25 protein-coding genes are annotated in these 24,421 nt (G+C 36.9%); 9 read left to right on the forward strand and 16 right to left on the reverse strand.

What is annotated here, in order from left to right; translation table 11 throughout:
* Window positions 1-19 precede the first annotated feature (19 nt).
* The 3 genes from rsmG to B9T27_RS07010 all read right to left on the reverse strand — a co-directional run bounded on the left by rsmG (window position 20) and on the right by B9T27_RS07010 (window position 2,441).
* Window positions 20-652, reverse strand: a complete 633-nt coding sequence (rsmG, locus tag B9T27_RS07000) for a 16S rRNA (guanine(527)-N(7))-methyltransferase RsmG (protein WP_086206130.1) — start codon at window positions 650-652, stop codon at window positions 20-22.
* A gap of 86 nt (window positions 653-738) precedes the next feature.
* The gene (murU, locus tag B9T27_RS07005) at window positions 739-1,428 is read right to left on the reverse strand and encodes an N-acetylmuramate alpha-1-phosphate uridylyltransferase MurU (RefSeq protein ID WP_086206131.1); all 690 of its coding nucleotides are present in this window, start codon (window positions 1,426-1,428) and stop codon (window positions 739-741) included.
* Window positions 1,428-2,441, reverse strand: a complete 1,014-nt coding sequence (locus tag B9T27_RS07010) for an aminoglycoside phosphotransferase family protein (RefSeq protein WP_086206132.1) — start codon at window positions 2,439-2,441, stop codon at window positions 1,428-1,430. The genes murU and B9T27_RS07010 overlap by 1 nt, the downstream gene beginning before the upstream one ends.
* A 119-nt stretch (window positions 2,442-2,560) precedes the next feature.
* Here B9T27_RS07010 and B9T27_RS07015 point away from each other — a divergent pair, with 119 nt between their 5' ends.
* A complete protein-coding gene (locus B9T27_RS07015) occupies window positions 2,561-4,999 on the forward strand; it encodes an LPS-assembly protein LptD (RefSeq protein WP_086206133.1) in 2,439 nt (812 codons plus the stop codon).
* Window positions 4,999-6,315 (forward strand): peptidylprolyl isomerase, encoded by a 1,317-nt coding sequence (locus B9T27_RS07020; RefSeq protein ID WP_086206134.1) that lies wholly within the window; start codon window positions 4,999-5,001, stop codon window positions 6,313-6,315. Before B9T27_RS07015 ends, B9T27_RS07020 begins: the two co-directional genes overlap by 1 nt.
* Window positions 6,316-6,677: 362 nt before the next feature.
* On the opposite strand, the gene hfq is transcribed toward B9T27_RS07020, so the two are convergent.
* From hfq to tsaE, 4 genes are all read right to left on the reverse strand, one after another.
* Window positions 6,678-7,208, reverse strand: a complete 531-nt coding sequence (gene hfq, locus B9T27_RS07025; protein WP_086206135.1) for an RNA chaperone Hfq — start codon at window positions 7,206-7,208, stop codon at window positions 6,678-6,680.
* A 92-nt stretch (window positions 7,209-7,300) separates the two neighbouring features.
* Window positions 7,301-8,245: a tRNA (adenosine(37)-N6)-dimethylallyltransferase MiaA gene (gene miaA / locus B9T27_RS07030; protein ID WP_086206136.1), complete on the reverse strand. Its 945-nt coding sequence runs from the start codon at window positions 8,243-8,245 to the stop codon at window positions 7,301-7,303.
* Between the two features lie 6 nt (window positions 8,246-8,251).
* The gene (gene mutL, locus B9T27_RS07035) at window positions 8,252-10,246 is read right to left on the reverse strand and encodes a DNA mismatch repair endonuclease MutL (protein ID WP_086206137.1); all 1,995 of its coding nucleotides are present in this window, start codon (window positions 10,244-10,246) and stop codon (window positions 8,252-8,254) included.
* A 30-nt stretch (window positions 10,247-10,276) separates the two neighbouring features.
* Window positions 10,277-10,738 carry a tRNA (adenosine(37)-N6)-threonylcarbamoyltransferase complex ATPase subunit type 1 TsaE gene (gene tsaE / locus B9T27_RS07040; protein ID WP_086206259.1) on the reverse strand — a complete coding sequence of 154 codons (462 nt, stop codon included), beginning with the start codon at window positions 10,736-10,738 and terminating at the stop codon, window positions 10,277-10,279.
* A 112-nt stretch (window positions 10,739-10,850) separates the two neighbouring features.
* Between tsaE and B9T27_RS07045 the strand changes: the two genes are divergently transcribed.
* The 4 genes from B9T27_RS07045 to B9T27_RS07060 all read left to right on the forward strand — a co-directional run bounded on the left by B9T27_RS07045 (window position 10,851) and on the right by B9T27_RS07060 (window position 13,355).
* A complete protein-coding gene (locus tag B9T27_RS07045) occupies window positions 10,851-11,489 on the forward strand; it encodes a hypothetical protein (RefSeq protein ID WP_086206138.1) in 639 nt (212 codons plus the stop codon).
* A gap of 9 nt (window positions 11,490-11,498) precedes the next feature.
* Window positions 11,499-12,407 (forward strand): pseudouridine synthase, encoded by a 909-nt coding sequence (locus B9T27_RS07050; protein ID WP_086206139.1) that lies wholly within the window; start codon window positions 11,499-11,501, stop codon window positions 12,405-12,407.
* Window positions 12,408-12,509: 102 nt separating this feature from the next.
* Window positions 12,510-12,818, forward strand: coding sequence for a type II toxin-antitoxin system RelB/DinJ family antitoxin (locus tag B9T27_RS07055; RefSeq protein ID WP_086206140.1), 309 nt, complete (start codon window positions 12,510-12,512; stop codon window positions 12,816-12,818).
* Between the two features lie 93 nt (window positions 12,819-12,911).
* A complete protein-coding gene (locus B9T27_RS07060; protein WP_086206141.1) occupies window positions 12,912-13,355 on the forward strand; it encodes a GNAT family N-acetyltransferase in 444 nt (147 codons plus the stop codon).
* Here the strand turns inward: B9T27_RS07060 and B9T27_RS07065 are convergent.
* On the reverse strand, window positions 13,348-14,073 hold the full coding sequence (locus B9T27_RS07065; RefSeq protein ID WP_086206142.1) for a pseudouridine synthase: 726 nt from the start codon (window positions 14,071-14,073) through the stop codon (window positions 13,348-13,350). The two genes, B9T27_RS07060 and B9T27_RS07065, sit on opposite strands and share 8 nt — an antisense overlap.
* 138 nt (window positions 14,074-14,211) lie before the next feature.
* On the opposite strand from B9T27_RS07065, the gene B9T27_RS07070 reads away from it, so the two are divergent.
* On the forward strand, window positions 14,212-14,667 hold the full coding sequence (locus B9T27_RS07070) for a DUF441 domain-containing protein (RefSeq protein WP_086206143.1): 456 nt from the start codon (window positions 14,212-14,214) through the stop codon (window positions 14,665-14,667).
* Window positions 14,668-14,739: 72 nt separating this feature from the next.
* On the opposite strand, the gene B9T27_RS07075 is transcribed toward B9T27_RS07070, so the two are convergent.
* The 3 genes from B9T27_RS07075 to B9T27_RS07085 form a co-directional block, all read right to left on the reverse strand.
* Window positions 14,740-15,660, reverse strand: a complete 921-nt coding sequence (locus B9T27_RS07075; protein WP_086206144.1) for a LysR family transcriptional regulator — start codon at window positions 15,658-15,660, stop codon at window positions 14,740-14,742.
* Between the two features lie 275 nt (window positions 15,661-15,935).
* Window positions 15,936-17,153: a sodium/glutamate symporter gene (gene gltS / locus B9T27_RS07080; RefSeq protein WP_086206145.1), complete on the reverse strand. Its 1,218-nt coding sequence runs from the start codon at window positions 17,151-17,153 to the stop codon at window positions 15,936-15,938.
* A 321-nt stretch (window positions 17,154-17,474) separates the two neighbouring features.
* Entirely contained in the window at window positions 17,475-18,458 is a 984-nt protein-coding gene (locus tag B9T27_RS07085; RefSeq protein ID WP_086206146.1) for an ion transporter, read from the reverse strand.
* 230 nt (window positions 18,459-18,688) lie between these two features.
* On the opposite strand from B9T27_RS07085, the gene B9T27_RS07090 reads away from it, so the two are divergent.
* A complete protein-coding gene (locus B9T27_RS07090; protein ID WP_086206147.1) occupies window positions 18,689-20,038 on the forward strand; it encodes an amino acid permease in 1,350 nt (449 codons plus the stop codon).
* A 243-nt stretch (window positions 20,039-20,281) separates the two neighbouring features.
* Window positions 20,282-20,767 (forward strand): Lrp/AsnC family transcriptional regulator, encoded by a 486-nt coding sequence (locus tag B9T27_RS07095; RefSeq protein WP_086206148.1) that lies wholly within the window; start codon window positions 20,282-20,284, stop codon window positions 20,765-20,767.
* 222 nt (window positions 20,768-20,989) lie between these two features.
* Here the strand turns inward: B9T27_RS07095 and gltS (B9T27_RS07100) are convergent, their stop codons facing one another.
* The 5 genes from gltS (B9T27_RS07100) to B9T27_RS15000 form a co-directional block, all read right to left on the reverse strand.
* Complete coding sequence (gene gltS / locus B9T27_RS07100) at window positions 20,990-22,213, reverse strand: sodium/glutamate symporter (protein WP_086206149.1); 1,224 nt, start codon at window positions 22,211-22,213, stop codon at window positions 20,990-20,992.
* A gap of 286 nt (window positions 22,214-22,499) precedes the next feature.
* Window positions 22,500-22,715 (reverse strand): hypothetical protein, encoded by a 216-nt coding sequence (locus tag B9T27_RS07105; protein ID WP_086206150.1) that lies wholly within the window; start codon window positions 22,713-22,715, stop codon window positions 22,500-22,502.
* A gap of 71 nt (window positions 22,716-22,786) precedes the next feature.
* Window positions 22,787-23,122: a hypothetical protein gene (locus B9T27_RS07110; protein ID WP_086206151.1), complete on the reverse strand. Its 336-nt coding sequence runs from the start codon at window positions 23,120-23,122 to the stop codon at window positions 22,787-22,789.
* A 206-nt stretch (window positions 23,123-23,328) separates the two neighbouring features.
* Window positions 23,329-23,739 (reverse strand): hypothetical protein, encoded by a 411-nt coding sequence (locus B9T27_RS14995; RefSeq protein WP_228146163.1) that lies wholly within the window; start codon window positions 23,737-23,739, stop codon window positions 23,329-23,331.
* A gap of 150 nt (window positions 23,740-23,889) precedes the next feature.
* Complete coding sequence (locus B9T27_RS15000) at window positions 23,890-24,300, reverse strand: DUF4062 domain-containing protein (protein WP_228146170.1); 411 nt, start codon at window positions 24,298-24,300, stop codon at window positions 23,890-23,892.
* Between the last annotated feature and the right edge of the window lie 121 nt (window positions 24,301-24,421).

Consider the following 24,421-nt stretch of genomic DNA (forward strand, 5'->3'; position numbering starts at 1 on the left):
CCAATCCTTAGTTCTGTTTCTAAATCTGTTTTAATAAAAGTAAATGACGTTGTTCATCTAAGCGCGGCACACTTAATTCAATCACATCGCAGGTAAACTGATCTTTAACTGCAGCAACTTCATCAGTTGGAATTAATCCACGCATTGAAGCAATAATACTTGTCGCATGCATATAAGGTTTCGAAGCATCTACAAAATCAGTCAACGAAGCAAAAGCACGACTGGTAATCACATCAAACTGACCCAGTTCTTGAATCATGTCTTCATTTTCAACGCGAGTTTGCACTGCAATCACATTTTTTAATTTTAAATCTGCAATGAACTGTTTTAAAAAACGAATTTTTTTACCATTGGAATCAAGCAATACACATTTACGTTCAGGCTGACACAAGGCAATAATCATGCCGGGCATACCACCTCCCGTCCCGATATCAAGTAAGCGCCCTGTAGGTAAATCTTTTAAAATACTCAAACTATCCAATAAGTGCTTCACCAGCATCTCTTTTGGGTCTCGAATAGCAGTTAAATTATACGCTTTGTTCCACAGCACTAAAGTATCTTGATATTTGAGTAATAAATTCAGTGCTTCGTCACTCAGTTCTAAACCAAGTTGCTGACTACCCTGCTTTAACTCTTGAAAAAATGGATGCATAGCGAAATAACATCTCAATAAAATTAAATGGAAGTATACCGATTTATAGACCGTGGAACAGTAGTTAACGATTAGTGATTATGCATTTAATCGTATATCCCCTGACGAATCTGCAAATCTAAGCTAGTTAATCGTTCAGGCGTACCTACATCCACCCATGCAGACTGCATTTTCGCAGCAGATACTTTCTCATCAAGCATTGCTTGTTTTAACAAGGGTGCCAGTGGTCGCTTACCGCCTTCTAAACCATTGAACATCTTAGGATCAATCACAGCCAAACCACTATAGGTTAAATTTTCACCCTGCTGATTTTGTTCAAAGGTATAAGCTCGACCCGAAGCAAGAGTAAAATCTCCACGAGGATGTTGCTCAGGATTACTCACCAAGACCAAATGTGCCAAGTCTTTTTCAAGCTGAACATCCAATAGTGCTGCAAAATCAAAAGTAGTCCAAACATCACCATTAAGTAGAATAAAAGGTTCATCCCCTAACAAAGGTAAAGCATTGATAATTCCACCCGCAGTTTCCAGACCTTCGTCTTCTCGTGTCCACCAGATATTTACACCAAATTGCGTACCATCTCCAAGCGTGCCAATCAATATATCGGCCAACCATGCAGAGTTAATGACAATATCGGTGACACCAATTTCTTTTAATTTTTCGATATGCCACACAATGAGTGCCTTCCCCCCCACTTCAAGTAAGGGCTTAGGCTTATACAAAGTAAGTGGGCGCATACGATTGCCCAAACCTGCCGCTAAAATCATGGCTTTCATTATGCAAGCACCTCATATCTGCCATATTTTTGTTCAAATTGTGGCATAACGCGTTGTTGAACAAATTGCATAAAAGGCTTTAATTCTGCATAAGGTTTACTTTCTTCAAGTAAATACCACATCACCCGTGGTAGATCTTTCAAATAGCCTGACTTACCATCACGCTCAAATAAACGCACAAAAATACCTAAAATTTTAATATGACGCTGAATAGCCATCAAATCTGCATCACGTTTAAATTGTTCAAAATTGCGCTCTTGTTGCGCAGATTCTGGCAATAGATCATAGAATGTTTTAAACCATTGATAAACGCGATCTGCATTCCACTGCACATAGGCATCTCGTGTTATCGAGATCAAATCATAAGTATCGGCACCAATCACGGCATCTTGAAAATCAATCACGCCTTGTTCTGTCTCATTTTCTAAGATCATTAAATTACGGCTATGAAAATCACGATGCACAATCACTTGTGGTTGAGCCAAGGCTGCATTGGCCAAAATTGCAAAAGTACGTTTAATTAACGCTTGCTCTTCTTTTGTTGGTTCAATCTTTAAGGATGGCAACAGCCAAGCGGTTAATAGCTCCATTTCGGTCATCAGCTTTTCATAAGAATAGGTAGGGAAATGTCCTAAACCATCAATTGACTGTAGTTGAATCAATTGCTTAAAGCTTTGTGCATAATGACTATCTACAGTTTGATCATCTAATCGTGTAGACAACAATACATCGCCAAAATCTTCTAATAACAAAAAGCCTTGTGCTAAATCCTTAGCAATTATATGGGGTACTCGTACACCATTTTGATCAAAGAATTCATCAATCGTCACAAAAGGCCCACAATCTTCCATCGAAGGGGGTGCATCCATAAGCATAAATGTTTTATTATTCAGAGTAATTCGTGCATAACGACGGAAGCTCGCATCGCCAGCTAAAAAGTGAATTTGAAATTGATCTGAATTGAGTACAGATGTCAGCCAAGCTTGTATGGTTTGTTCACGTAGTGTATTCATTTGCAATTAAATCTAATTCAGGCTGCATTTTGAACCACCAAGTGTAGCTACTTATCAACTTTTTCTCTATGATGCGATAATAATTAATTGCGATTTGCATACTTGGTTAATGAGACAAAATGAAGCAACAGTTTAAATTTAATCCTTTAGCGACTGCTATTTTGACCCTTCTTTGCGGAAGTTCTGTATCAAGCTATGCTGAATCTACAAAAACCGTTTCCAATGTTGATAATCAGCAGCTCAAAGCAACGATCAAAGAGAACTTTCCAGGTCAAAATTTCTTTGAACAATACTATGTAGATAAACACTCCGCACCAGCTCAAGTACGTGATGTTCAATCTGCGAGTAATCGCTTCTGTGAAGGTGTCTGGGTGACACCTTTTAATGCAGAGACCAAAGTAACCACTGCTCAAGAAGGCACCTCAGTCATTACAGCCGACCATGGCTATTACAACCCTAATGGCGACTCAATTTTATCTGGTGATGTTGTCATTGACCAAGATGGTCGTATGATTCGCGCAGATGAAGTCACTATTGATAAAACACAAACCTTCGCCAAAGCCAATGGTAATGTACAAATGGCTCAAGGCGGCTTAATCGCTCAAAGTGACCAGATTAATTACAATTTAAAAAATGAAACTGGTGATCTAAGCAACAGTTTTTATATTGCTGAAGCAACCCATGCGCATGGCCATGCTGCTAAAATTTCAAGAACATCGCCTACGGTCGTTGTCCTTGATGATGCAAGCTATACCACTTGCCCACCAGATGAAGTGCCCACTTGGAAAATCCAAGCCAAGAAAATCGAAATCAATCAAGATACGGGTCGTGGCGTAACACGTAACACCAAACTTTATATTAAAGATATCCCTGTAATTGCTGTACCTTACTTTAATTTTCCAATTGATGACCGACGTGCGACTGGTATTTTAAGTCCAAGCTTTGGCTTTTCGAATGATGGTGGTTTTGAGTTAGCAGTTCCAGTCTATTTAAACTTAGCACCAAACTATGATGCAACACTTACACCCCGGGTTATTACCGATCGTGGTTTAATGCTTGAAGGTCAATTTCGCTATCTCACTCAAAACTTTGGTAAAGGCAGCATCTGGGGAAGTGATTTACCTTCCGACAATAGATACAACAACAAAGATCGTAAAGACTTACATTTTTTACATGATTGGCAAATCAACAAACAATGGTCTACTAATCTTGAATATAATTATGTTTCCGACAAAGACTTCTTTGCAGATCTAGATAACAATCCCAATACCCGAACAGAACTCAATCAACGTCGTGCTTGGGAGTTTAATTATGGACATGGCATTCCAGGCTTAAGTGCTCAATTTAAAGTGGAAGACTTCCAGACGTTAGATGAAACAATCCCAGATATTGATAAACCCTATGCACGCCTACCCCAATTACTCGTAAATTACGTGGGTGGCAACCCTCAAGGTCTGGAATATGAGCTTAATAGTGATAGTGCTTATTTCAAGAAATCTATTAATGACTCTACGGTAGATAACCAGCCCAGCGGTACACGTTTATACAATCATTTTGCGAGCCGATATAACTTTCGAAACCCTTGGGGTTATGCAATTCCAGAAGTTTCTGTACGTAGCTTAAATACATTCTATGACCAGGAAACAATTGCAAATAGTAATTCAAGTTCTGACACTAAAAACAAATCAGTCGTCGTACCCCAATTCACTTTAGATACGGGACTTACCTTTGAAAAAGAAGGTAAATTCCTACAAACGCTTTCACCTCGTGCTTTCTACGCCTATGCACCGTATGAAAACCAAAATGGTTATCCAAACTTTGACTCTACAACCGCATCTATTAGTTATGACCAGCTCTTTAACCCTTACCGTTTCTATGGGCATGATCGTCTAGACGATAACAACTTCGCATCTTTAGGCTTGAGTTATAGCTTATTTGATCCAGTTGGATTAGAACGCTTACGCGCCAGTGTTGGTCAAAGTTATTATTTTGAAGATCGCAGAGTTACACTCAATCGAAGCGATGTAATTGATACTGAAAAAAAGACTGGCCCAGTATTAAGTCTTTCAAGTCAATTATCTCAAAATTTTACTATTAACGCCAACTCGGCATGGATGTCGAATGGTGATAATGCTGAACGAGACTTCCAAGTTTATTATACAGGCGATAAGGGCAACTTATATAATGTTGGATATTTCCACAGAAATTATTTACCTGATCGCCAAGATGCTTACGATCAAGCAGTTGCATCATTTATACAACCTGTAAAAGACAATTGGCGCATTATGGGCCACGTTCAATACGATATCGATAATCATGTTGCGCGTGAATATCTATTGGGTGTGAACTATGAATCTTGTTGTTGGGGTGTTTCTGTCTATGGTCGTTCGTACTATAACGACCTAGACAATGTGAATGATCCCAATGTAAAACCTAAACGCGCAGTAATGGCCGAATTCACATTAAAAGGATTGGGTGGATTAAACAATAAACTTAGCTCATTACTCGAAAGCCGTATTTTAGGGTTCGATAAAGTTAATCAATCTTGGACACATTAATGAAGACGCAAAATTTTAAAAACCTCTTTAAAGCTACTGCACTCACCTTACTCATTGCTTCATCAACGTTTGCAGTTGCAGCGCCAACTGATCAAGTCATTGCAGTCGTTGGAAATAGTGCCATTTTAAAAAGTGATTTAGATCAAGGCGTCGCAGAAGCTGTACACCAACTTCAAGCTCAAAAAAAACAACTCCCACCTCAACAGTTTTTAGAAAAACAAGTTTTAAACCAACTTATTTTGCAAAACGCTCAACTTGAACAAGTCAAACGTTATGGTTTAAAAATTGATGAAAAAACCTTAAATGAGGCCGTTCTAAAAGTTGCCAGCCAATCAGGAGTTAAGAGTTTAGAAGCTTTTCAACAAAAACTTGATGCTGTCGCACCAGGCACTTATGAAGTCCTACGCAATCGTATTTCAGATGATTTACTGATTCAACGCTTACGCCAACAACAAGTTATGTCGCGTATCAAAATCAATGATCAAGATATCGAAAATTTCCTAAAATCACCTGAAGGCCAAGCTACTGTAGGCAGCCAAGTACACGTTGCCCATATGCGTATCTCAGGAACTGGCTCAGCCAATGAACTAAATGCTGTTGCACAAAAAATTAAAACTGAGCTAGATAATTCAACTGATGTTAAAACCATCGAAAAAAAATACTCGACTGATACTATAAAAGTAGATGGTGCAGATATGGGATTCCGTCCATTATCTGAAATCCCAGCAGAACTCTCTGCACGTGTCAGCATTTTAAAATCAGGACAAACGACTGATCTAATTCAAGCAAAAGATGGTATCCATGTTTTAAAATTAATTGATCGTAAAAATAATGATCAACGTGCTTTAGTCCCACAATACCATACGCGCCATATTTTAATTAAAACCTCAGAAGTTGTTAGCCCTGAAAATGCGAAACAAATGATTGATAGTATTTACAATCGAATTAAAGCGGGTGAAAGTTTTGCAACTCTTGCAGCAACCTACTCAAATGATCCAGGATCTGCACGTGATGGTGGAAGCTTAGGTTGGGTTAACCCAGGTATGATGGTGCCTGAATTCGATCAAATAATGCAGAGTGCAACGGTAAATCAAGTTAGTGCGCCATTTGAAACTCAGTTCGGCTGGCATATTCTGGAAGTAACCGACACCCGTAAACAAGATATGACCAGTGAATATCAAAAACGGATGGCGCGTCAAATTTTAGGTGAGCGTCAATTTGATTCAGAACTTGATAGCTGGTTAAGAGAGTTACGTGCTAGCACTTATGTTGAAATCAAAGATCCGAGCCTAGATAATAAAGCTAAACCACAGTAATACTTGCCCTCTAGGATTAACATCATTTTCAAAGCAGTGAATTATTATCAAATAAAAACCGAGTTATACAAATAACTCGGTTTTTATTTTTCAGATATTCAATTAAGCTAAATAATATTAAAAAAATTAAGCATTTAATAACAAGAAACTTTCTCAGCACTTAATTAATATAATGCCCTAAAATAAACCATCTTATCCAATTAAATCTTATAAATAAATTTTTGTACATGGCCTAAAATATTGATATTTCGTGGGAATTAAATCAATTTCGATTCATTACCTAAAACTTATTACACAACCTATTTTATAGGTTTATTTTATAAAAAAAGACGCTATAAAAGCGTCTTTTTTTTAATTATCAATTAACGATTATTTTCGTCATCTTGAGAATCTTCAAACTTAGTTTCACCTTCGAAACCAGGGTTTGATTGACCGCCGAAGCCGCCTTGACCACCGAAGCCACCTTGACCACCGAAGCCACCTTGACCACCGAAGCCACCTTGACCACCGAAGCCACCTTGGCTTTGTCCACCAAAGCCACCTTGGCTACCAAAACCGCCTTGACCACCGAAGCCACCTTGGCTTTGACCGCCGAAGCCACCTTGGCTTTGACCACCGAAGCCACCTTGGGTTTGACCGCCGAAGCCACCAGCAGTTTGAGGAGCACCAGCAGGAGCACCAGCAGGACGCGGATTACGCGCAGGGACTACTGTAGAAATTGCATGTTTATAAACCATTTGGCTTACAGTATTCTTCAATAACACAACATATTGGTCAAAAGATTCAATATGACCTTGTAATTTGATACCGTTTACAAGAAAGATAGAAACAGGAATACGTTCTTTACGGAGAGAATTTAAGAACGGATCTTGTAAAGTTTGACCTTTAGACATTTTATACTCCAAAAAAAATTTAAAATTCAGCGCAAAAACTATCTTTATTTTTCAATTAAAAATTATAAAAAAGATAGTAGCTAAATTTTGCTTTATCCATGTAAGTTTCGCAAGTCTTCTTGAGCCTGCTTTATTGTTAAATAAGTTCTAAATTGGTGTACTTCTTGCAAAGAACGTAACCAAGTGTATTGACGTTTCGCCAATTGTCGTGTCGCAAACAAAGACTTATCTTCCATTTCCAACTTACTTTTATGACTTTTATCACTATTTTTAAGAAAATCTAATGCTTGACGATAACCTACTGATCGAGCAGACGGTAAATTCTCGTCTAAATCGTATTTTATCATAAGATTCTCAACTTCATTTAAAAATCCGATACTCCACATTTTCTGCAACCGTATCTCAATTCGTTGATGTAATTCAGCACGATCTGGGATTAAAGCATAATTATGAAAATCGTAACGATACGCCACTTTCTTCGGCTGCTCTGCTTGAAGCTTTGTAATCGGTTGCCCTGTAATTTTAAAAACTTCTAATGCCCGAATGATTCTCTGCTTATCACTAACTTTAAACTTCTCACCCGCTAAAGGGTCAACTGACTTAAGTTCATCATATACAGCTTGCCAACCTTGTTGTGCTGCTTTGGCTTCAATTTCGGCACGAATTGCAGAATCTGCACTCGGTAAATTTTCAGACAAGCCTTCCAATAATGATTTAAAGTACAACATAGTCCCCCCCACCAAAATTGGAGTTTTACCACGTGCATGAATATCATCAATTAAACGATATGCATCCTCTACAAATTCTGCTGCTGAATAAACCTCTAAAGGCGTAATAATATCGATCAGGTGATGCGGATACTGCGCCTGTTCAGTTTTACTCGGCTTTGCTGTACCAATGTCCATATCTTGGTAAACAAGCGCAGAATCGACGGAGATAAGCTCAAAATTTCCTCGCTCATAAAGTTCACATGCCAAAGCGGTTTTTCCACTTGCCGTTGGCCCCATTAAGTTAATCACGGGCAATTGATTTGACATGTAAAACTACTCTCCTCGAGCAAATAATTTATCTAATTGAGTCAATGGAAATGCACGCCATGTTGGACGTCCATGATTACATTGACTAGCAAATTCAGTTTGTTCCATCTGACGTAATAACGCATTCATTTCCGACAAACTGAGCATTCGATGAGCACGTACAGCACCATGGCAGGCCATTCCTGCTAAGATTTGATCTCTTTTCTGTTGCAAGGCCTGCGCTTCATCATTTGGATCAAGATCATTCAACAATTCTGGAACTAAAGCACCAAAATCAGCTTTATGTAAAATAGCTGGTACACCACGAACAACAACCTGCTCATCGCCATATTGATCAATATCTAAACCTAGACGTTCCAGTTGGGGCTTCAGCTCTTCAATACGTGTCGCTTGCATCCGAGTAATTGATATTACTTTCGGAATCAATAACTGCTGTGACATCCAAAAATTTGGTTTGTCCCATGCAAGTTTCATCTGTTGCAACAAAATACGCTCATGTGCGGCATGCATATCCACCATAATTAAGCCTTCAGTATTTTGCGCAAGAATATAAATACCATGCAGTTGAGCAATCGCAATCCCCAATGGAAACTCATCCACTCGACTTGTCACAGTTTCAACTGGCGTATTAAAACCTTGATCATCCGCCCCCAACGAAAATGACGAGTGCTCTCTTAATGGCGCTAAATAACTTTTGAGTGCATTACTCAGCTGCTGAGTTCCTACATACGACGTCTGTGACGGATAAGCCACACTTTGAGGCTGATTCGAACTAAAGTCGGTAAGTGTTTCAGCAGAGGCTTCTTGGCTCAGATTATGGAGCTGTTGTGATGAATGCTGAGTTGGATTGGATTGGTTCTGATTATTTAAATCACGATGTAATTGAAATTGTTCCTGATAACACGGTTGATTCTGTTGTTGTGCTATTTCGGCTGACTCCAACTTCATGGCTTGAGACAAGTCAGTAGAAGCTGTTTGAAACTGTGCTAAAGTTGCTTTGGCATAATGCCGCACGAACTCATGTACTTCACGTTGATTTAAAAAACGAATTTCATGTTTAGTTGGATGGACATTAACATCTACATTTTCAGGATCGACTTCCAAAAATAATAAATATCCTGCATGTTGATGGCCATGTAAAATCCCCTCGTAAGCCATACGCAAAGCATGTGAAATCGTTTTATCTTTCACAATACGACCATTTACATAGACATATTGCAAGTCTGCCTGCGCACGTGCATCTGACGGATGCCCAAGCCATCCAGATAACCGCATCTGAATACTATCGGCATCTATCCAATAGGCATTTTCAGTAAATGAACGACCTAATAACTGTTGGACACGCTGAAAACGCAACTCACCACTATCTGCAATCGGTAGGTTTAAACGAATATGATCATTATGTTCTAATACAAAACGGATATCAAAATGCGTTAAAGCCATACGACGCACAATTTCTTCAATATGACCAAATTCTGTGGTTGGTTTTTTTAAAAATTTACGTCGTGCTGGTACATTAAAGAATAAATCCTGAATACGAATATGCGCACCCTGTTTTGCAGCAACTGCTTGAATCTCTTGATGATCGAACGCTGTTCCGTTTACTTCTAATTGATAACCTATACCAGAGTCATCTTGACTACTGCTCAAAGTTAGACGCGAAACTGCGGCAATAGAAGCTAAAGCCTCACCACGAAAGCCCAAACTGACAATTGCATGTAAATCTTCTGCGGTCTGAATTTTACTGGTCGCATGACGGGTGACAGATAAAGCCAAATCTTCAGCATGAATACCGCGGCCATTGTCGATGATTTCTATCAGCGTACTGCCGCCTTGCGCAATCCGAATAATCAGCTCAGTTGCACCAGCATCAATTGAATTTTCAAGTAATTCTTTAACCACAGATGAAGGACGCTCTATCACTTCTCCCGCAGCAATTTGGTTCGCCAATGCAGGATTTAAACTATGAATACGTCTTAAACTTATTTCTTCACGCTGCATTTCTTCACCATCTGTGTTGCGTTTGATCTTTTAGGCTTGAAGTGCTTGAAACAAAGCTTCTGAATTAAAACTAAGGCTGACTTCACGGACCTCTTCATCCTCAGTTTTTTGAATATCGACAATACAATCTGCTTGCGGAATTTCATCACCCCCTTTGGATGGCCATTCAAATAGAAATAGTGCATCATCGATATCTAAATAATCACGGATACCCATCAACTCAAGTTCGTACGGATCATTTAAACGATACAAATCAAAATGAAAAACCTCTTTCCCTGCTATTTGATAGGGTTCAACCAAAGTATAAGTTGGGCTTTTCACTGCGCCTTGATGACCTAAACTCTGTAACCAATACCGTGTAAGTGTGGTTTTCCCCGCACCTAAATCACCAATCAAATAAATTACACCCTGAGTAATATTGTGCGCTAATTTTTGCGCTAATTTTTGTGTATCTTGTTCATTACCCAAACTTAATTTAAATGAATATTGCATAGCACTCACGACATGATTCAAAGCAAACAATATGATAGCATTGCAAGGCAATAATGCCTATTAAGGCCGTGTAATCTGCCTACTTTCACCGCAACTTTTTCAGTAACTGGATATGACACTTCAAAATAGAATTGATCCTTGGGGAAATTTAGAATCCAATCCATCAAAAAAAGCGATGTTAATGGGTAATCGCGGTGTATTGCACAATAAAGAAAAGAAAAAAAATTGGCGTTGGAAGCTTAAAACATGGATCAGTTGCCTGACTCAATTCAAGGGCAATAAACGAGAAATATTTGCAAAAGGATGCTATTCAGAATTATTTTTTCTAGATGAGGCAACTGCTTTTGCAGCAGGTCATCGACCTTGTGCAGAATGCCAACGTGACCGTAGTCAGCAATTCAAAACTGATGGATACAAGCCACAAGCCAACCGACCGAATGAGAAGCTAAAACTAGCCGAAATAGACACACAAATTCATCAAGAAAGCATCACGGCAGATCAACAAAAAGTAACGTTTAATACTGTTTTAGCCAACTTACCCATGGGAACTTGTTTTGAATATCAATCTGAAATTTTTATGATTACTCAAGAAAATTACCATTTAAACTGGTCTTTTGATGGCTATCTACACTGTACTGATATTCCTGCTCACCCCTTGGTCAAAGTCCTTACTCCACGTTCTATAGCAAAAGCATTTCAACAAGGCTTTACGCCAATCTTCCAGTCAACTGCAACCTCAGCCCTAGTTTAAGTATCAAATATGAAAATTTATAAAGAGTACACCCCAGCGATGATTGACGGTGTCTCCGCCAGTAAAGTCTTTCTACCCCAATCTGTAACACAACCCCATACTGTGTTTGAATATTTATGTGCGCATTTCAAACATATTCTGATGGAAGAATGGCAACAAAGATTTGAAGATCAATTAATTTTAGATATGCAAGGTCATGCCTTGACTGCAAATAGCATTTATCAAGCCAATACCCATATTTATTATTATCGTTTTTTAGCGCATGAAATACATGTACCTTTTCATGAAAAAATCATTTTCGAAAATGATGACTTATTGGTAGTCGATAAACCACATTTTTTAACCATGACGCCTACTGGGCAATATGTCCAAGAAACTCTATTGGTTCGCCTAAAGAAAACCACTCATAATGCTGATTTAACTCCAATTCACCGCTTAGATCGAGAGACTGCTGGTGTAGTTTTATTTTCCAAACGACCAGAAACACGTGGAATTTACCAACAAATGTTTGCTGACCGACTGGTTGAAAAAACTTATCATGCCATTGCAGCATTTCGAGCAGATTTAACTTTTCCACAATCTGTTCATTTAAGAATGGAGAAAGGTGAACCGTTCTATACCATGCAAGTGGTTGCAGGTGAACATAATAGCCATACAAAAATTGAAATTTTAGAACATAACCAATATTGGGCTAAATATTGCTTAAAACCTTTAACAGGTAAACAACATCAATTACGAGTTCATTTAAATTATTTGAAAATTCCAATTAAAAATGACCCTTTTTATCCGATAGTAACGCATAAGCCAGAACATGATTTTTCACAGCCTTTACAACTTTTAGCCAAAGAAATAAGCTTTAAAGATCCTATTTCATTACAGCAAATGCATTTTTGCTCTAATTTAGCGATTACATTATAATTTCAATGTAATGACATTAGCCTGACTTATTTTTCGATTAATGATTGAAATTGCGCCAATTTTGATTAAAATACATCAAACATAAGTCGTTCGGTTCTATTCATGAGAAAAACAGAAGTTTATCAAGTTCGACTTGATTCACAAGAAAAAAAACAAGCCTTTGCTGTATTTAAACAATTGGGTATGACCCCTGCTCAAGCCGTACGCCTGTTCTTTAAACAAGTTGTGTTAACCAAATCCATTCCGTTTGCCATTGAAAATCAAAGCATCAATATAGAACAATTATTAAAACTAAAAAAAAATAAGCAAGAACAAGGTCATAGCACCTTCTCTCACACCCATGATACATTGGATGATGACGATATTTTTGCGGAACTGAATGCGATTTTGGGTGAAAGCGACAAAACTTAACAGTGTCGCATTTATAAACAATATTTAAAATTTTGAGTATCAATTTTTAGGTATGCTGATGTGCAGGATAGAAAAACTGCAAGGAGTATCTAAATGATTGTTCGCAGAGCGACACTAGACGATTTACCACAACTTGCGATTTTATTTGATGAATATCGACAGTTTTATGGTGCATCGTCGAATATCAAAGAATCATTTAATTTTTTAAAACAACGCTTTGAAAACAAAGAAAGTGTTATCTTTATTCATGTTAAAGATGATGTATTGACGGGGTTTATATTACTATATTTAGGTTTTTCTTCCCTTGCCTGCTCAATTTACTATATTTTAGATGATGTCTATGTGACACCCATTTACCGCAGACAAGGTTCAGCCAAACAACTTATTGATACTGCAATTTTATTTGCACGACAGGAAAATGCATTACGAATTAGCTTAGAAACGCAAAAAAATAATTTTCAATCGCATCAACTCTACGAAACAATGGGATTTGTCAAAGATGATGAATTTCAAATTTATCATTGTTTCCTTAAATAGCTAAAAACTCCTGATCGATAAGATTTTTTGCAGCTAAAATTTGTTCAGCATTTAAATACATCCACTCTCCCTCAGCCAATTGATCAAGTCGTAATTGCCCAATTTGTGCACGATGTAATTTTTCAACTTTATTGCCCACAGCAGCTAGCATCCGTTTCACTTGATGATATACGCCTTGATGGATCGCCATTTGTAACTCATATTCAGTCAATCGCATCACTTGTGTCGCAGCAAATAGACCATTTTCATTTCTAAGCTCAACGCCCTGTTCCAGCTGTAATAACTGTTCATCTGCAATTGGATCAACCGTTTGCATTTTATAAACTTTTGGAACGTGCTTTTTAGGATGCGTTAAGGCTTGCAAAAACTGTCCATCATCAGTCAACAAAATTAATCCTGTGGTATCTTGATCTAAACGCCCTACACACTGAATTCCACGATTCATCAAAATATCATCAAAAAAATCAAACACACTAAAATGATGTGTGGCTTGATGTGAACACTCATAATTTTGTGGTTTATTTAGTGCGATATAAACTTTTTCTCGATATTGATAGCTTTGCCCATGCACACTAAAACACAGTTGATCAGTATCTAGTTTATATTTCGGAGAATCAATCATCACCTGATTAATTTCTATCGCACCATTTTTAATCAGCTGCTGACAATGTTTTCGTGAACCAAAGCCTTGTGACTGCAACATTTTTTCAAGAAACACTATCAATACCTTTCCAACAATAAAGCAAACGGCATTCTAACTGAAATCATTCTAGAATTTATGCTTTATTCAATGTGAAACAGAATCTAAATCTAAAAGCAGCTACAATGATCAAATCTTGTATTCACTCTATTCGTTATGATGTCGCATCTCGATTTAAATTTAATTGTTTTATTGGTACTACTGGCCTGTGGGATTTTTAGTCATAACTCTGCAGTGACCATTGCTGCGGGGGTACTCATCGTATTTCGTATTACCCCTTTAAGTGAATTTTTCCCTTATTTACAACAACACGGCTTAAATATTGGCATCATCATCTTAACCATTGGAGTTTTAACGCCAATTGCCAGCGGAAAAATTCCTGGCGATGCCATTTTAAAGTCGTTTTTAAGTTGGAAATCTTTTCTCGCTATTGTAATTGGTTTGTTGGTAGCGTGGTTAGGGGGACGTGGGGTCAAGCTCATGACACATCAGCCAGATGTAGTTGCTGGTCTTTTAATTGGCACGGTCGCTGGTGTTGCGGTACTGCGTGGTGTACCCGTTGGACCTTTAATTGCCGCAGGAATCTTATCATTATTGATTGGAACATCTTAAGTTCAGATTAAACCTCCATAGCTTGCAATATCTATGAAGGTTTAAATAGTGACTATACTTAATGCATTGTATTTAATTTGAATAGTAATGTGTACGCTTTTGAGAAAACTTTTCTAACTGTTTTAAAAAGCCTTCAAAATAACTTTTTTCCTTTTCATCAACTCGATAGCCTGCATATAAAGTTCGGCGTAATCCTGTAGCAGATACGCAGTCTAAACGGCGTGAAGTGACCCAGCCTTTTTGCTCATATTCACTCACCACCCAATCTGGTAAAGCGGCGATTCCACGACCACTAGCAACCAACTGAATCAACATTTGAGTTAAATCTGTGGTTCGGATCTGTTTCGGTAAAATATTCGCTGGAATAAATAATTTAGACATAATATCCAAGCGATGCTTATCTACAGGATAAGTAATTAACGTTTCTTCTGCTAACTCTTGTACTGTCACACGTTCGGCGCGTACCAAGGGATGGGTATTCGATAACACTAAACGGGATTCATATTCAAAAATAGGGAAGTATTCAATCCCTTTTAATGCAATCGGATCGGCCGTAATCAATAAATCGAACTCGGAATTTTGCAGTAATTCATGTGGATTAGACTCAAATCCTGAAGCAAAATCTAAGTCAACATCTGGATATTGATGACGATATTGATTTAATAAAGGCATGAGCCAGTCAAAGCAACTATGACATTCCGATGAAAAAATAATACGCCCTGTTTGTCCATGCACAATACGGGTGATATCGGCTTGGGTAATTTGAATTTGCGGTAGAACATCATCTGCTAGCTTTAATAAACGCTGTCCCACATTTGAAAAAGAGACGGGACGACTTCGACGATTCACTACTTCTACGCCATACCAATGATCCAACTCTTTGAGTTGATGAGAAATCGCAGACGGCGTTAAACAAAGATCATTCGCAGCGGCAACCAATGAACCATGCTCACGTAATGCTGTTAAAGTTTTTAAGTGACGAATTTCTAACATAAGCAAACAACCAAGCAAATGTCGCATGGTCTAAATACAGATTAACTGATGCTATAGCTCAAGGGGTATCTAAACAAAACACGACATAAATAAATAAAATTCATCTTATCATCAAATTCATTAATTTTTTTCATGTTTTTTTGTTTTACTCTGCTTTCAACGAAAAAATTGTTCTCTGCCCCCAGCATTGAGGGCCTTTTTATATCTTATTGGTTCTTGTATTATTCAATTACAGGTTATATTTAAAGATACTATTCAACTGCGAAACATGCTGATTAAAATAATTTAATAATAGTCTGAATCACAACTGCATTAATAATATCAATAAAAAATGCACCGCATAAAGGAATAATTAAAAAAGCTTTATGTGATGGGCCATAAGTATTGGTGACTGCCTGAATATTCGCAATCGCAGTCGGTGTCGCCCCCATACCAAAGCCACAATGCCCCGCAGCTAACACGGCAGCATCATAGTTTTTACCCATAATATTGAACGTCACAAAAGCCGTATATAGTGCCAAGACTAGCGTTTGTACCAGAAGAATAATTACCAATGGGCCAGCCAAGTCTGCCAACAACCATAATTTTAACGATAGCAAAGCCATGGCCAAATAAAGTGATAAGGATGCATTACCAAAAACATCGATAGCACGATCAAAGATATCTACTTTAAAACCATGTTCTAGAATATTTCTTAGAATTACACCACTACCCAATGCCCACACAAATGTTGGCAATTCAAACCATTGTCCATTGCTAATTTTAGCCATCCAATTTGCAACGTAAATACACAGTGAAAACATCCCCAATGTGGTTATTGCATTATTTGCCGTAATTAAACGTGTTCTGTCTGGATATTCAAAAGCAGCAGCATTGGCATGTGCTTGGGTTTCCTCTTCCTGATTGTCTATGCTTTTTCCAGCCAGTTGATACTTTTTAATAAGAAACTTCGCGACAGGCCCACCAATCACCCCACCAATGATTAAGCCAAATGTCGCACTTGCCATTCCTAGAACAACAGCACCATGGATACCATACTGGGTTTCTAAAACCTCACCCCATGCACCTGCAGTACCATGTCCACCTGTTAAAGTAATTGATCCTACAATTAAGCCCACTAAAGGATCTAACCCTAATAATTTAGCTAAACTAATACCCACTGCATTCTGAACCAGTACAAATCCGGCAACGCACAGCAAGAAAATAAAAAGTGCTGAGCCACCTTCTTTTAGTTTAACAAAACTTGCACTAAGTCCAATTGAAGTAAAGAACATCAACATAAATGTATTTTGTATTTCTGCACTAAAGGTGGCACTAATGCCAAAAAACTTATACAAAAACAATGCCAATAGCGCTGCAATCAGCCCCCCCACAACGGGCTCAGGAATATTATAATTTTTTAAAAAGGCGATCTTCTGAACCAGAAAACGCCCAATAAATAAAACGATGACCGCAATAACCAATGTGCCAAAGGCATCTATTTGAAAGCTCATTTTAGCCTCGTATAAAGTATTCAATTATCATTATTTAATGATTTAAACCTAAAACAGCCTATAAACTCAGCTATAAAAATGTAAAATAAATCAACCGCCTTTAATTTAACTGTAATTATTTTTTTACCTGATAATTGAGAATCAATTTACTATTGTACAGTCTAGAACTTTTAATCGAATTTATTAGCCAATTACGCATACCAGTCACTGCTTGTACTCATCATTCAGGCTAGAGAAGTGAATAAATTCACCATTAACTGGAACTCTAAATAAGATCAAAAGATTTTTATAAATCTTGACCTTATTTTAATCTAGTAACTCTTATTCTGGTAGCTGATGTCCACAATGTGGGCAGAAACAATATTGAGTTTTTTCTCTTTCCATTTCTTGCTGCTTTTGTTCACGAATTAACTGCAACAGAATATCCTGCGTTTGCTCAGGTGTTAATCCTACTTCCTTACGTAGCACTTCAATCTTATCTTCATCGGCAACCACATCAATTTCACTGTCTTGCAATAACTCTCTAAATTTTAATTCTAGTTTTTGCTTGCGTAACTCCAACTCATTAGCTAAACCATTGGCCAAAATACCTGCTGGTAATGCGGCTAAACCGACTCCAAGAATAGTAATCAACGCACCTAAAAATTTTCCTAACGGTGTTATTGGTGTGACATCCCCATAACCAACAGTGGTTAAGGTCACCACAGCCCACCACATGGATGCAGGAATAGAGCTGAACACATTTGGTTGAGCACTGCTTTCAACCATATATACGCCTGCTGCAGCCATCACAATCATAATAATCAAGATAAAAATAACCGCTTGAAATGAACCTTTTTCACGTTCTATGACACGGAGTAAAATTTGCAATGAGACAAAATAACGCGTTAACTTTAACAATCGGAGTAAACGTAAAATTCGTAGGAACCGTAAATCAATATGTACAAAGAAGTTGATATAAGCTGGTAAAATCGCCAACAAATCAATAATCGCAGCACCGCTGGTTACATACTGCCAACGTTGTTTCCATGCAGATTCAAATGGATTTTTTTCAACAATACACCAAAATCTCAAAATATATTCCACACTAAAAATTAGAATGGATAAATTCTCAAAACTATCAAAATAAATTTTATATGCTTGATAAATCGGATTCACTGATTCTAAAAGTACAGCAATCACATTACCAATGATGAGTAGAATCAAAAAATAATTAATACTTCGACTTAAAATCGTTTCATATGCCTCATTATGTAAATTGTTATATACAAATTTTCTGAGGGTGTACCAAACTGTCAATCTCATGTGCCATGCTTTTACTTTTTTCTAAAGAGCTATGGTAATACGTCATTCCTCTAAATCACAATTTAAGTTAAAAATTTCTCCACTAGGCGCAATATTTAATTATAAAGATGGCTTGGACACTGAATATACATAAATTAAATTTCATTAATTGATAAATATTTATTATATTAGTCAGCTATTTTCAGCCCTGCTGTTTTCCACTCCGCCTACACCACATAAATGGATCATTTATGTCTTCGCAAAAGCAAAGCCAACTCAAGCATGGTTTGAGTAATCGTCACATTCAATTGATTGCCCTTGGTGGTTCAATTGGTACAGGTCTTTTCCTCGGAATTTCGCAAACCATTCAACTTGCAGGCCCAGCCGTTATTTTAGGATATGCCATTGCAGGTTTAATCGCATTTTTTATGATGCGACAACTCGGTGAAATGGTGGTAGAAGAACCCGTTAGTGGCTCATTCAGTTTTTTTGCCTATAAATATTGGAGTCCATTTGCGGGCTTTATGTCGGGTTGGAATTACTGGGTGTTGAATGTTTTAGTCTGTATGGCGGAACTGAGTGCTATTGGCTTATACGTGCAATATTGGTGGCCTGAAATTCCAACTTGGGTCTCTGCATTGGGCTTTTTTATTTTAATTAATATAATTAATTTAATGCACGTCAAAGTTTTTGGTGAAATGGAGTTTTTATTTTCTATTATCAAAATTTTAGCCATTATTGGCATGATTGGCTTTGGTGCATATTTATTGGCAAGTGGTCATGCAGGTGAAACTGCCTCTGTTTCTAATCTATGGGCTTTAGGTGGCTTTTTTCCGAATGGCATTTCTGGTTTAGTCATGGCCATGGCGATTATTATGTTCTCTTTCGGTGGTATTGAATTGGTAGGCATTACGGCAGCAGAAGCCAAAGATCCAACCACAACCATTCCTAAAGCAGTCAATCAAATCGTATATCGCGTTTTATTATTTTATATCTGTACCATTTTTATTCTACTTTCACTGTATCCTTGGAACCAAATTGCAGAAGGTGGTAGTCCTTTTGTTTTAATTTTTGATTCTTTAGGCAGCCAATCTGTCGCAACTATTCTTAATTTTGTAGTATTAACAGCTGCTATTTCAGTTTATAACGGCACCAGTTATGGCACCAGTCGAATGTTGTTGGGTTTATCTGAACAAGGAAATGCACCAAAATTTCTAAGCAAGATTAATCAACGTGGTATTCCCTACACTGCAATTTTAACCTCTGCTATTGTCACGCTAATTTGCGTCATTTTAAATTACATGTTTCCTGAAAAAGCCTTTAAATTACTAATGAGTCTGGTTGTTTCAGCCATCGTAATTAATTGGATGGTACTTTCATTAACACATATTAAGTTTAAGCAAAGTATGCTTCAGCTTAAAAAAACCAGTATTTTCCCGAGTATTGCTTATCCACTCACCAATTATATTTGTGTGATTTTCATGCTGTGTATTTTAGTGATTATGTGGATGACACCAGATATGCGCATTGCAGTAATTCTAATTCCGGTGTGGATTGCATGTTTGAGCTTGGCATATTGGCTGAAAATAAAGAAAAACTGAACTACAGTATGATACTTTTTTATAATAAATAAGGTTACAGATCGCATCTTTAATGGCACCCTTCCGTTAAAGATGCGATCCATAGAATCAAAGCCACTCTCCCAAATGTCTTTGATTGAATAAGATTATTTTATAAGATATGAGTGCGGAATGTTTCCCGTATATGAATCCAATTTGGATGCTTTTCGGAATTAAATTTCACTATTTCTATACTTTACGAAAATATTTACTGTGGTATCGCTTATGAATGATAGTCAATACACACTAGACAAGATTGATCGGAAAATTTTATCAGCACTCAGACAAGATGGTCGTTTAACCGTTGCCCAATTGGCAGACATGGTTGGACTCTCTTCGTCTCCCTGCTGGACACGAGTTAAACGCTTAGAGTCTTTAAAAGTCATTGAAGGTTATACCGCTAATATTAATCCGAAAGCGATTGGGATTAATGAACTGTTTTTTATTGAGATTACTTTAGAACGTCATGATGATGAAATTTTGAATGAGTTCAGTGATGCCTTAGCCAATATGCCTGAAGTGATTGAAGCGCATTTGGTCACAGGTGATTATGATTATTTAGTGAAAGTTGCCGTAAAAAACTCTGAGCATTATGAGCGTTTTCTACGTAAGAATTTATATTCGATGAAAGCCGTTCGACATACGCATTCTATTTTTGCTTTGCGTCCTTTGAAGTTAGCCAACGCTGCAGATTTGATGTTGATTGAGTGATTTAATTTTTTTTGCTGAAAATGATCTGTATTTGTGTTTTAATACATTCAGTTTGAGATGAGCCTCTTACAGTATATGAGCTTGACTTATATACGACTAGCCCCTAACCATGGGGCTTTTTAATGCCCATAGATTTTAATTTTGACTAATCTATAGTCAAACAGCCCAAAAAAGCACCGCTAGGTGCTTTTTTTAATTCTTTTAAAATTGCGACTCAATCCATTAACTCAAGATGCCAATTGAAACTTGAATCACAAAAGCATTCACAATATCGACGAAGAATGCACCAGTCAGTGGAATAATTAAAAAGGCTTTATGTGATGACCCATAAGTATTGGTCACCGCTTGAATATTGGCAATTGCCGTTGGGGTTGCCCCTAAATTCACACCGCATTGTCCTGCACAGAGTACAGCTGCATCGTAATTTTTTCCCATAATGCGAAACGTCACAAAATACAGATATAGCCCCAAGAAAATAGTCTGAGCGATTAAAATAATGATCAGTGGTCCAGCTAAATCCGCCAACAACCACAATTGCAGTGACATCAATGCCATCGCAAGAAATAATGCCAAGGATGCATTACCAAAGACATCAATACAGCGGTCAAATACTTCTATCTTCAAACCATGTTCTAAGATATTACGAAGAATAACCCCACACATGAGTGCCCAAACAAATGTCGGTAATTCAAACCACTGTCCTTTAGCAATTGCCGTCATGAAATAGGCAAAACTAATGCAGATCGCAAACATTCCCATAGTCTTTACAGCATCATCTGCGGTAATTAAACGGGTTTTTTTAGGATACTCAAATGGTGCAGTTTCTGCTGCTGGTGGTGCTTCATTGCGACCTATCGATGGTAAAACTTCTTCAGCCAATTTAAAACGACGAATGAGAAATTTTGCGACAGGCCCACCCATCATACCGCCAATCACCAAACCAAATGTAGCACTGGCCATACCCAAGACCACTGCACCTTTTATGCCATGATCCTGCTCAAAGACTGTACCCCATGCACCCGCAGTACCATGCCCGCCAGTTAAGGTTATGGAGCCAGTAATTAATCCAATTAAAGGATCTAATCCCAAAAATTTGGCAAGACTAATACCCACTGCATTTTGCAATAATACAAAGACGATGACGCATGCCAGAAATAACACGAGTGCTTTTCCACCTTCTTTAAGCTTGACCAAGCTTGCACTTAGACCAACGGAGGTAAAAAACATCAGCATAAAAATTTGCTGAATATTGGTGTTAAAATTGACCGTAATATTAAAACTCTTAAACAAGAAATATGTGATCACCGCCGCGACTAACCCGCCTGCGACAGGTTCTGGGATATTGTATTTTTTTAAAATACTCACCTTATTGACGACGACATACCCCACCAATAGCACAAAAACTGCTACAACTATTGTCAAAAAGGCATCTAATTGATAATTCATGAGATATCCACTGATGCTTACTTACTTAATTTTAAACAAAATCGTAAGTTATGGACAAGATGTTATTGCTATTCTTAGCCGATCTAGGGGGCATTTGTACAAATACTATCATTTAAAAATACATATATGTAATGTAGGGAATTAATCCAAAAACTCGGTATGAATGATTAAAAACATGAAAGATGCCGATATTTGTGTATTACCAAAAAATATCGGCATCTTTACATAGTGTCAGAAGTTTAAAAATTGAACTCTTCATTAAAATATAATGAATAAACAATCAATTCTATTCGATGTCATACACCCAGTTTTTGGCTTGTTTGTCCGTGGTGTCTTCACAGACATAGTAATAGTCACTCCAAGAGTCGGGATGGAAAATTTCAAGTTTACGATAAGTCACATTTTTAGACTTTTCGATACAAACAAAGCTCTCGCCTTGGTCTTTCACGGCTGATCCATTTAAGAATCCACCAATACATAAAAATCGTGCCTGTTTTGCCATTTACTTAAATCAACTTTTTAAATCACTAAAATATAGCGTAATTAAACGATGGATTGATTCATCTGTAAATATTAGGTTTTATAATGTGGATCTTTTTGCCAAATCACATCATCAAAATTAAGCTCAAAAAATACTGCAATTTGTTTAGCTATTCGCTTTTTAAAAAGTTTAGCATCCATATAGACAATGGTTTTATTGCTTAGGCTATTATAAATGACACGACCTCGTGGAATTTCCTCATATTCTATATGTCGCAACTCTGCTATTTGATTTCTAAACTCCTCCCAATATTTGACATGAATATAAGCACTATCAATCAAACCAAGTGAGTCTTGATCTGATAAGTCAAAGTCATGTGCAATACCAATGATTTGGTTTTGGAAGTGCCAAAAAATGCCGATTTTCATTTTATTTTTAATCCACTCAATATGATTACTCCATTTTTCTTGATGAAAAATTTATTTTTTTATATTTTCCATATAAGTCAGATTTCACCTTGGTCTTCTATTTGAGTGCTATTTAAGAACGTGGAGTTGTTTAGACACTTCAACTGTAAATTCTATTACTAGAAGATTGTGCCTAAACAATTTAACAAACTACTTAGATATATGATTCAAAACGGTAAATCATCATCCAATTCAATTGGAGGAGGTTTTGGAACCTTCCTCACAAAATCATTATCCCATTCATTAATATCGATAATTTTTAATTTCTTATCATCAGTAAATAAGTTCTTTGAGATTCTAATTTTTTTACCATCATTATGTTCCCAAAAATGATAATTATCATTACTAATAAATAAATCATAATGATAACCAAACGCTGATAAAAGCGAACTTAGCTCTTCTTCATTTGCAAAATAAATTCTAATATTTGTGTTTATTGCATTTTTGATAGCATTAAAAGCAGGATGGTTAGCTAATAAAATCTCCCTTATTGCTTCACTTCCTTTTTCCTTTTCATTTGTCAGGTAAGTAACTAATTGTTTTAATGTTTTAGCTGTATCTTTTAATTCTTCTATCAACTTAATATCTTTTTGCTTTGCGACATCACTTAATAAACTCTGAAATAAACTTGCCCATTGCTCTTGTAAATATTGAATAATTTCATTTGAAGTTTCAAAACCAGTATATTGATTATTAATAGGTAAAGTAAAAACTTCATCTAAAAACTTTTAAATTTTAATATCATTGACTGCAGAAAATTTCATTATTTTGATAACTTCTTCATTATCTTTATTATGTTCATATGTTTTATACTCATGAAGAACCGCCTTATCAATAAATATATATACTTGCTTTCCTTTATCTAATGCCGTTTGTAATTCTTTTTGAGAAATAGAATATCCTCCACTCTCATGAGCTTGTGAACCAAATCGGCCGCCAATAATTGAAATCAATATGTCACAGTTGTCAATTTCTCTATAGCAATATTCTTCTAAACGCACTTGACTCGAATATGCGATGTGACCTCTTTCATTTAAAATAGGTTCAAAGTTTCTTTCTTTTATATAGCGTTCCAAATCTGTACGAATATTCCGAAGATCATAATAAGTCGAACTTATAAATACTTTTGGTTTTGCCATTATTTAGGTTGTCAAATTAGGTTATTGTTTTCATTATAATTTTATTAATTTTTGAAAACAACAATAAGATAAGGGCTGAATTATCAGCCCTTATCTTAAACTACTTTTTAATCAATTAGAC

It is taken from the genome of Acinetobacter sp. ANC 4648 (assembly GCF_002135345.1).
Classification (GTDB): Bacteria; Pseudomonadota; Gammaproteobacteria; order Pseudomonadales; family Moraxellaceae; genus Acinetobacter.

Bases quoted from the DNA above. Each gene is read 5' to 3' on its own strand.
- hfq (WP_086206135.1), bottom strand. From the start codon at position 7,208: ATGTCTAAAGGTCAAACTTTACAAGATCCGTTCTTAAATTCTCTCCGT.
- murU (WP_086206131.1), bottom strand. From the start codon at position 1,428: ATGAAAGCCATGATTTTAGCGGCAGGTTTGGGCAATCGTATGCGCCCA.
- B9T27_RS15000 (WP_228146170.1), bottom strand. From the start codon at position 24,300: ATGGCAAAACCAAAAGTATTTATAAGTTCGACTTATTATGATCTTCGG.
- B9T27_RS07090 (WP_086206147.1), top strand. From the start codon at position 18,689: ATGTCTTCGCAAAAGCAAAGCCAACTCAAGCATGGTTTGAGTAATCGT.
- tsaE (WP_086206259.1), bottom strand. From the start codon at position 10,738: ATGCAATATTCATTTAAATTAAGTTTGGGTAATGAACAAGATACACAA.
- miaA (WP_086206136.1), bottom strand. From the start codon at position 8,245: ATGTCAAATCAATTGCCCGTGATTAACTTAATGGGGCCAACGGCAAGT.
- B9T27_RS07050 (WP_086206139.1), top strand. From the start codon at position 11,499: ATGAAAATTTATAAAGAGTACACCCCAGCGATGATTGACGGTGTCTCC.
- B9T27_RS07110 (WP_086206151.1), bottom strand. From the start codon at position 23,122: ATGAAAATCGGCATTTTTTGGCACTTCCAAAACCAAATCATTGGTATT.
- B9T27_RS07085 (WP_086206146.1), bottom strand. From the start codon at position 18,458: ATGAGATTGACAGTTTGGTACACCCTCAGAAAATTTGTATATAACAAT.
- B9T27_RS07055 (WP_086206140.1), top strand. From the start codon at position 12,510: ATGAGAAAAACAGAAGTTTATCAAGTTCGACTTGATTCACAAGAAAAA.
- B9T27_RS07015 (WP_086206133.1), top strand. From the start codon at position 2,561: ATGAAGCAACAGTTTAAATTTAATCCTTTAGCGACTGCTATTTTGACC.
- mutL (WP_086206137.1), bottom strand. From the start codon at position 10,246: ATGCAGCGTGAAGAAATAAGTTTAAGACGTATTCATAGTTTAAATCCT.
- B9T27_RS07075 (WP_086206144.1), bottom strand. From the start codon at position 15,660: ATGTTAGAAATTCGTCACTTAAAAACTTTAACAGCATTACGTGAGCAT.
- rsmG (WP_086206130.1), bottom strand. From the start codon at position 652: ATGCATCCATTTTTTCAAGAGTTAAAGCAGGGTAGTCAGCAACTTGGT.
- B9T27_RS07045 (WP_086206138.1), top strand. From the start codon at position 10,851: ATGACACTTCAAAATAGAATTGATCCTTGGGGAAATTTAGAATCCAAT.
- B9T27_RS07060 (WP_086206141.1), top strand. From the start codon at position 12,912: ATGATTGTTCGCAGAGCGACACTAGACGATTTACCACAACTTGCGATT.
- gltS (WP_086206149.1), bottom strand. From the start codon at position 22,213: ATGAATTATCAATTAGATGCCTTTTTGACAATAGTTGTAGCAGTTTTT.
- B9T27_RS07070 (WP_086206143.1), top strand. From the start codon at position 14,212: ATGATGTCGCATCTCGATTTAAATTTAATTGTTTTATTGGTACTACTG.
- B9T27_RS07095 (WP_086206148.1), top strand. From the start codon at position 20,282: ATGAATGATAGTCAATACACACTAGACAAGATTGATCGGAAAATTTTA.
- gltS (WP_086206145.1), bottom strand. From the start codon at position 17,153: ATGAGCTTTCAAATAGATGCCTTTGGCACATTGGTTATTGCGGTCATC.
- B9T27_RS07010 (WP_086206132.1), bottom strand. From the start codon at position 2,441: ATGAATACACTACGTGAACAAACCATACAAGCTTGGCTGACATCTGTA.
- B9T27_RS07020 (WP_086206134.1), top strand. From the start codon at position 4,999: ATGAAGACGCAAAATTTTAAAAACCTCTTTAAAGCTACTGCACTCACC.
- B9T27_RS07105 (WP_086206150.1), bottom strand. From the start codon at position 22,715: ATGGCAAAACAGGCACGATTTTTATGTATTGGTGGATTCTTAAATGGA.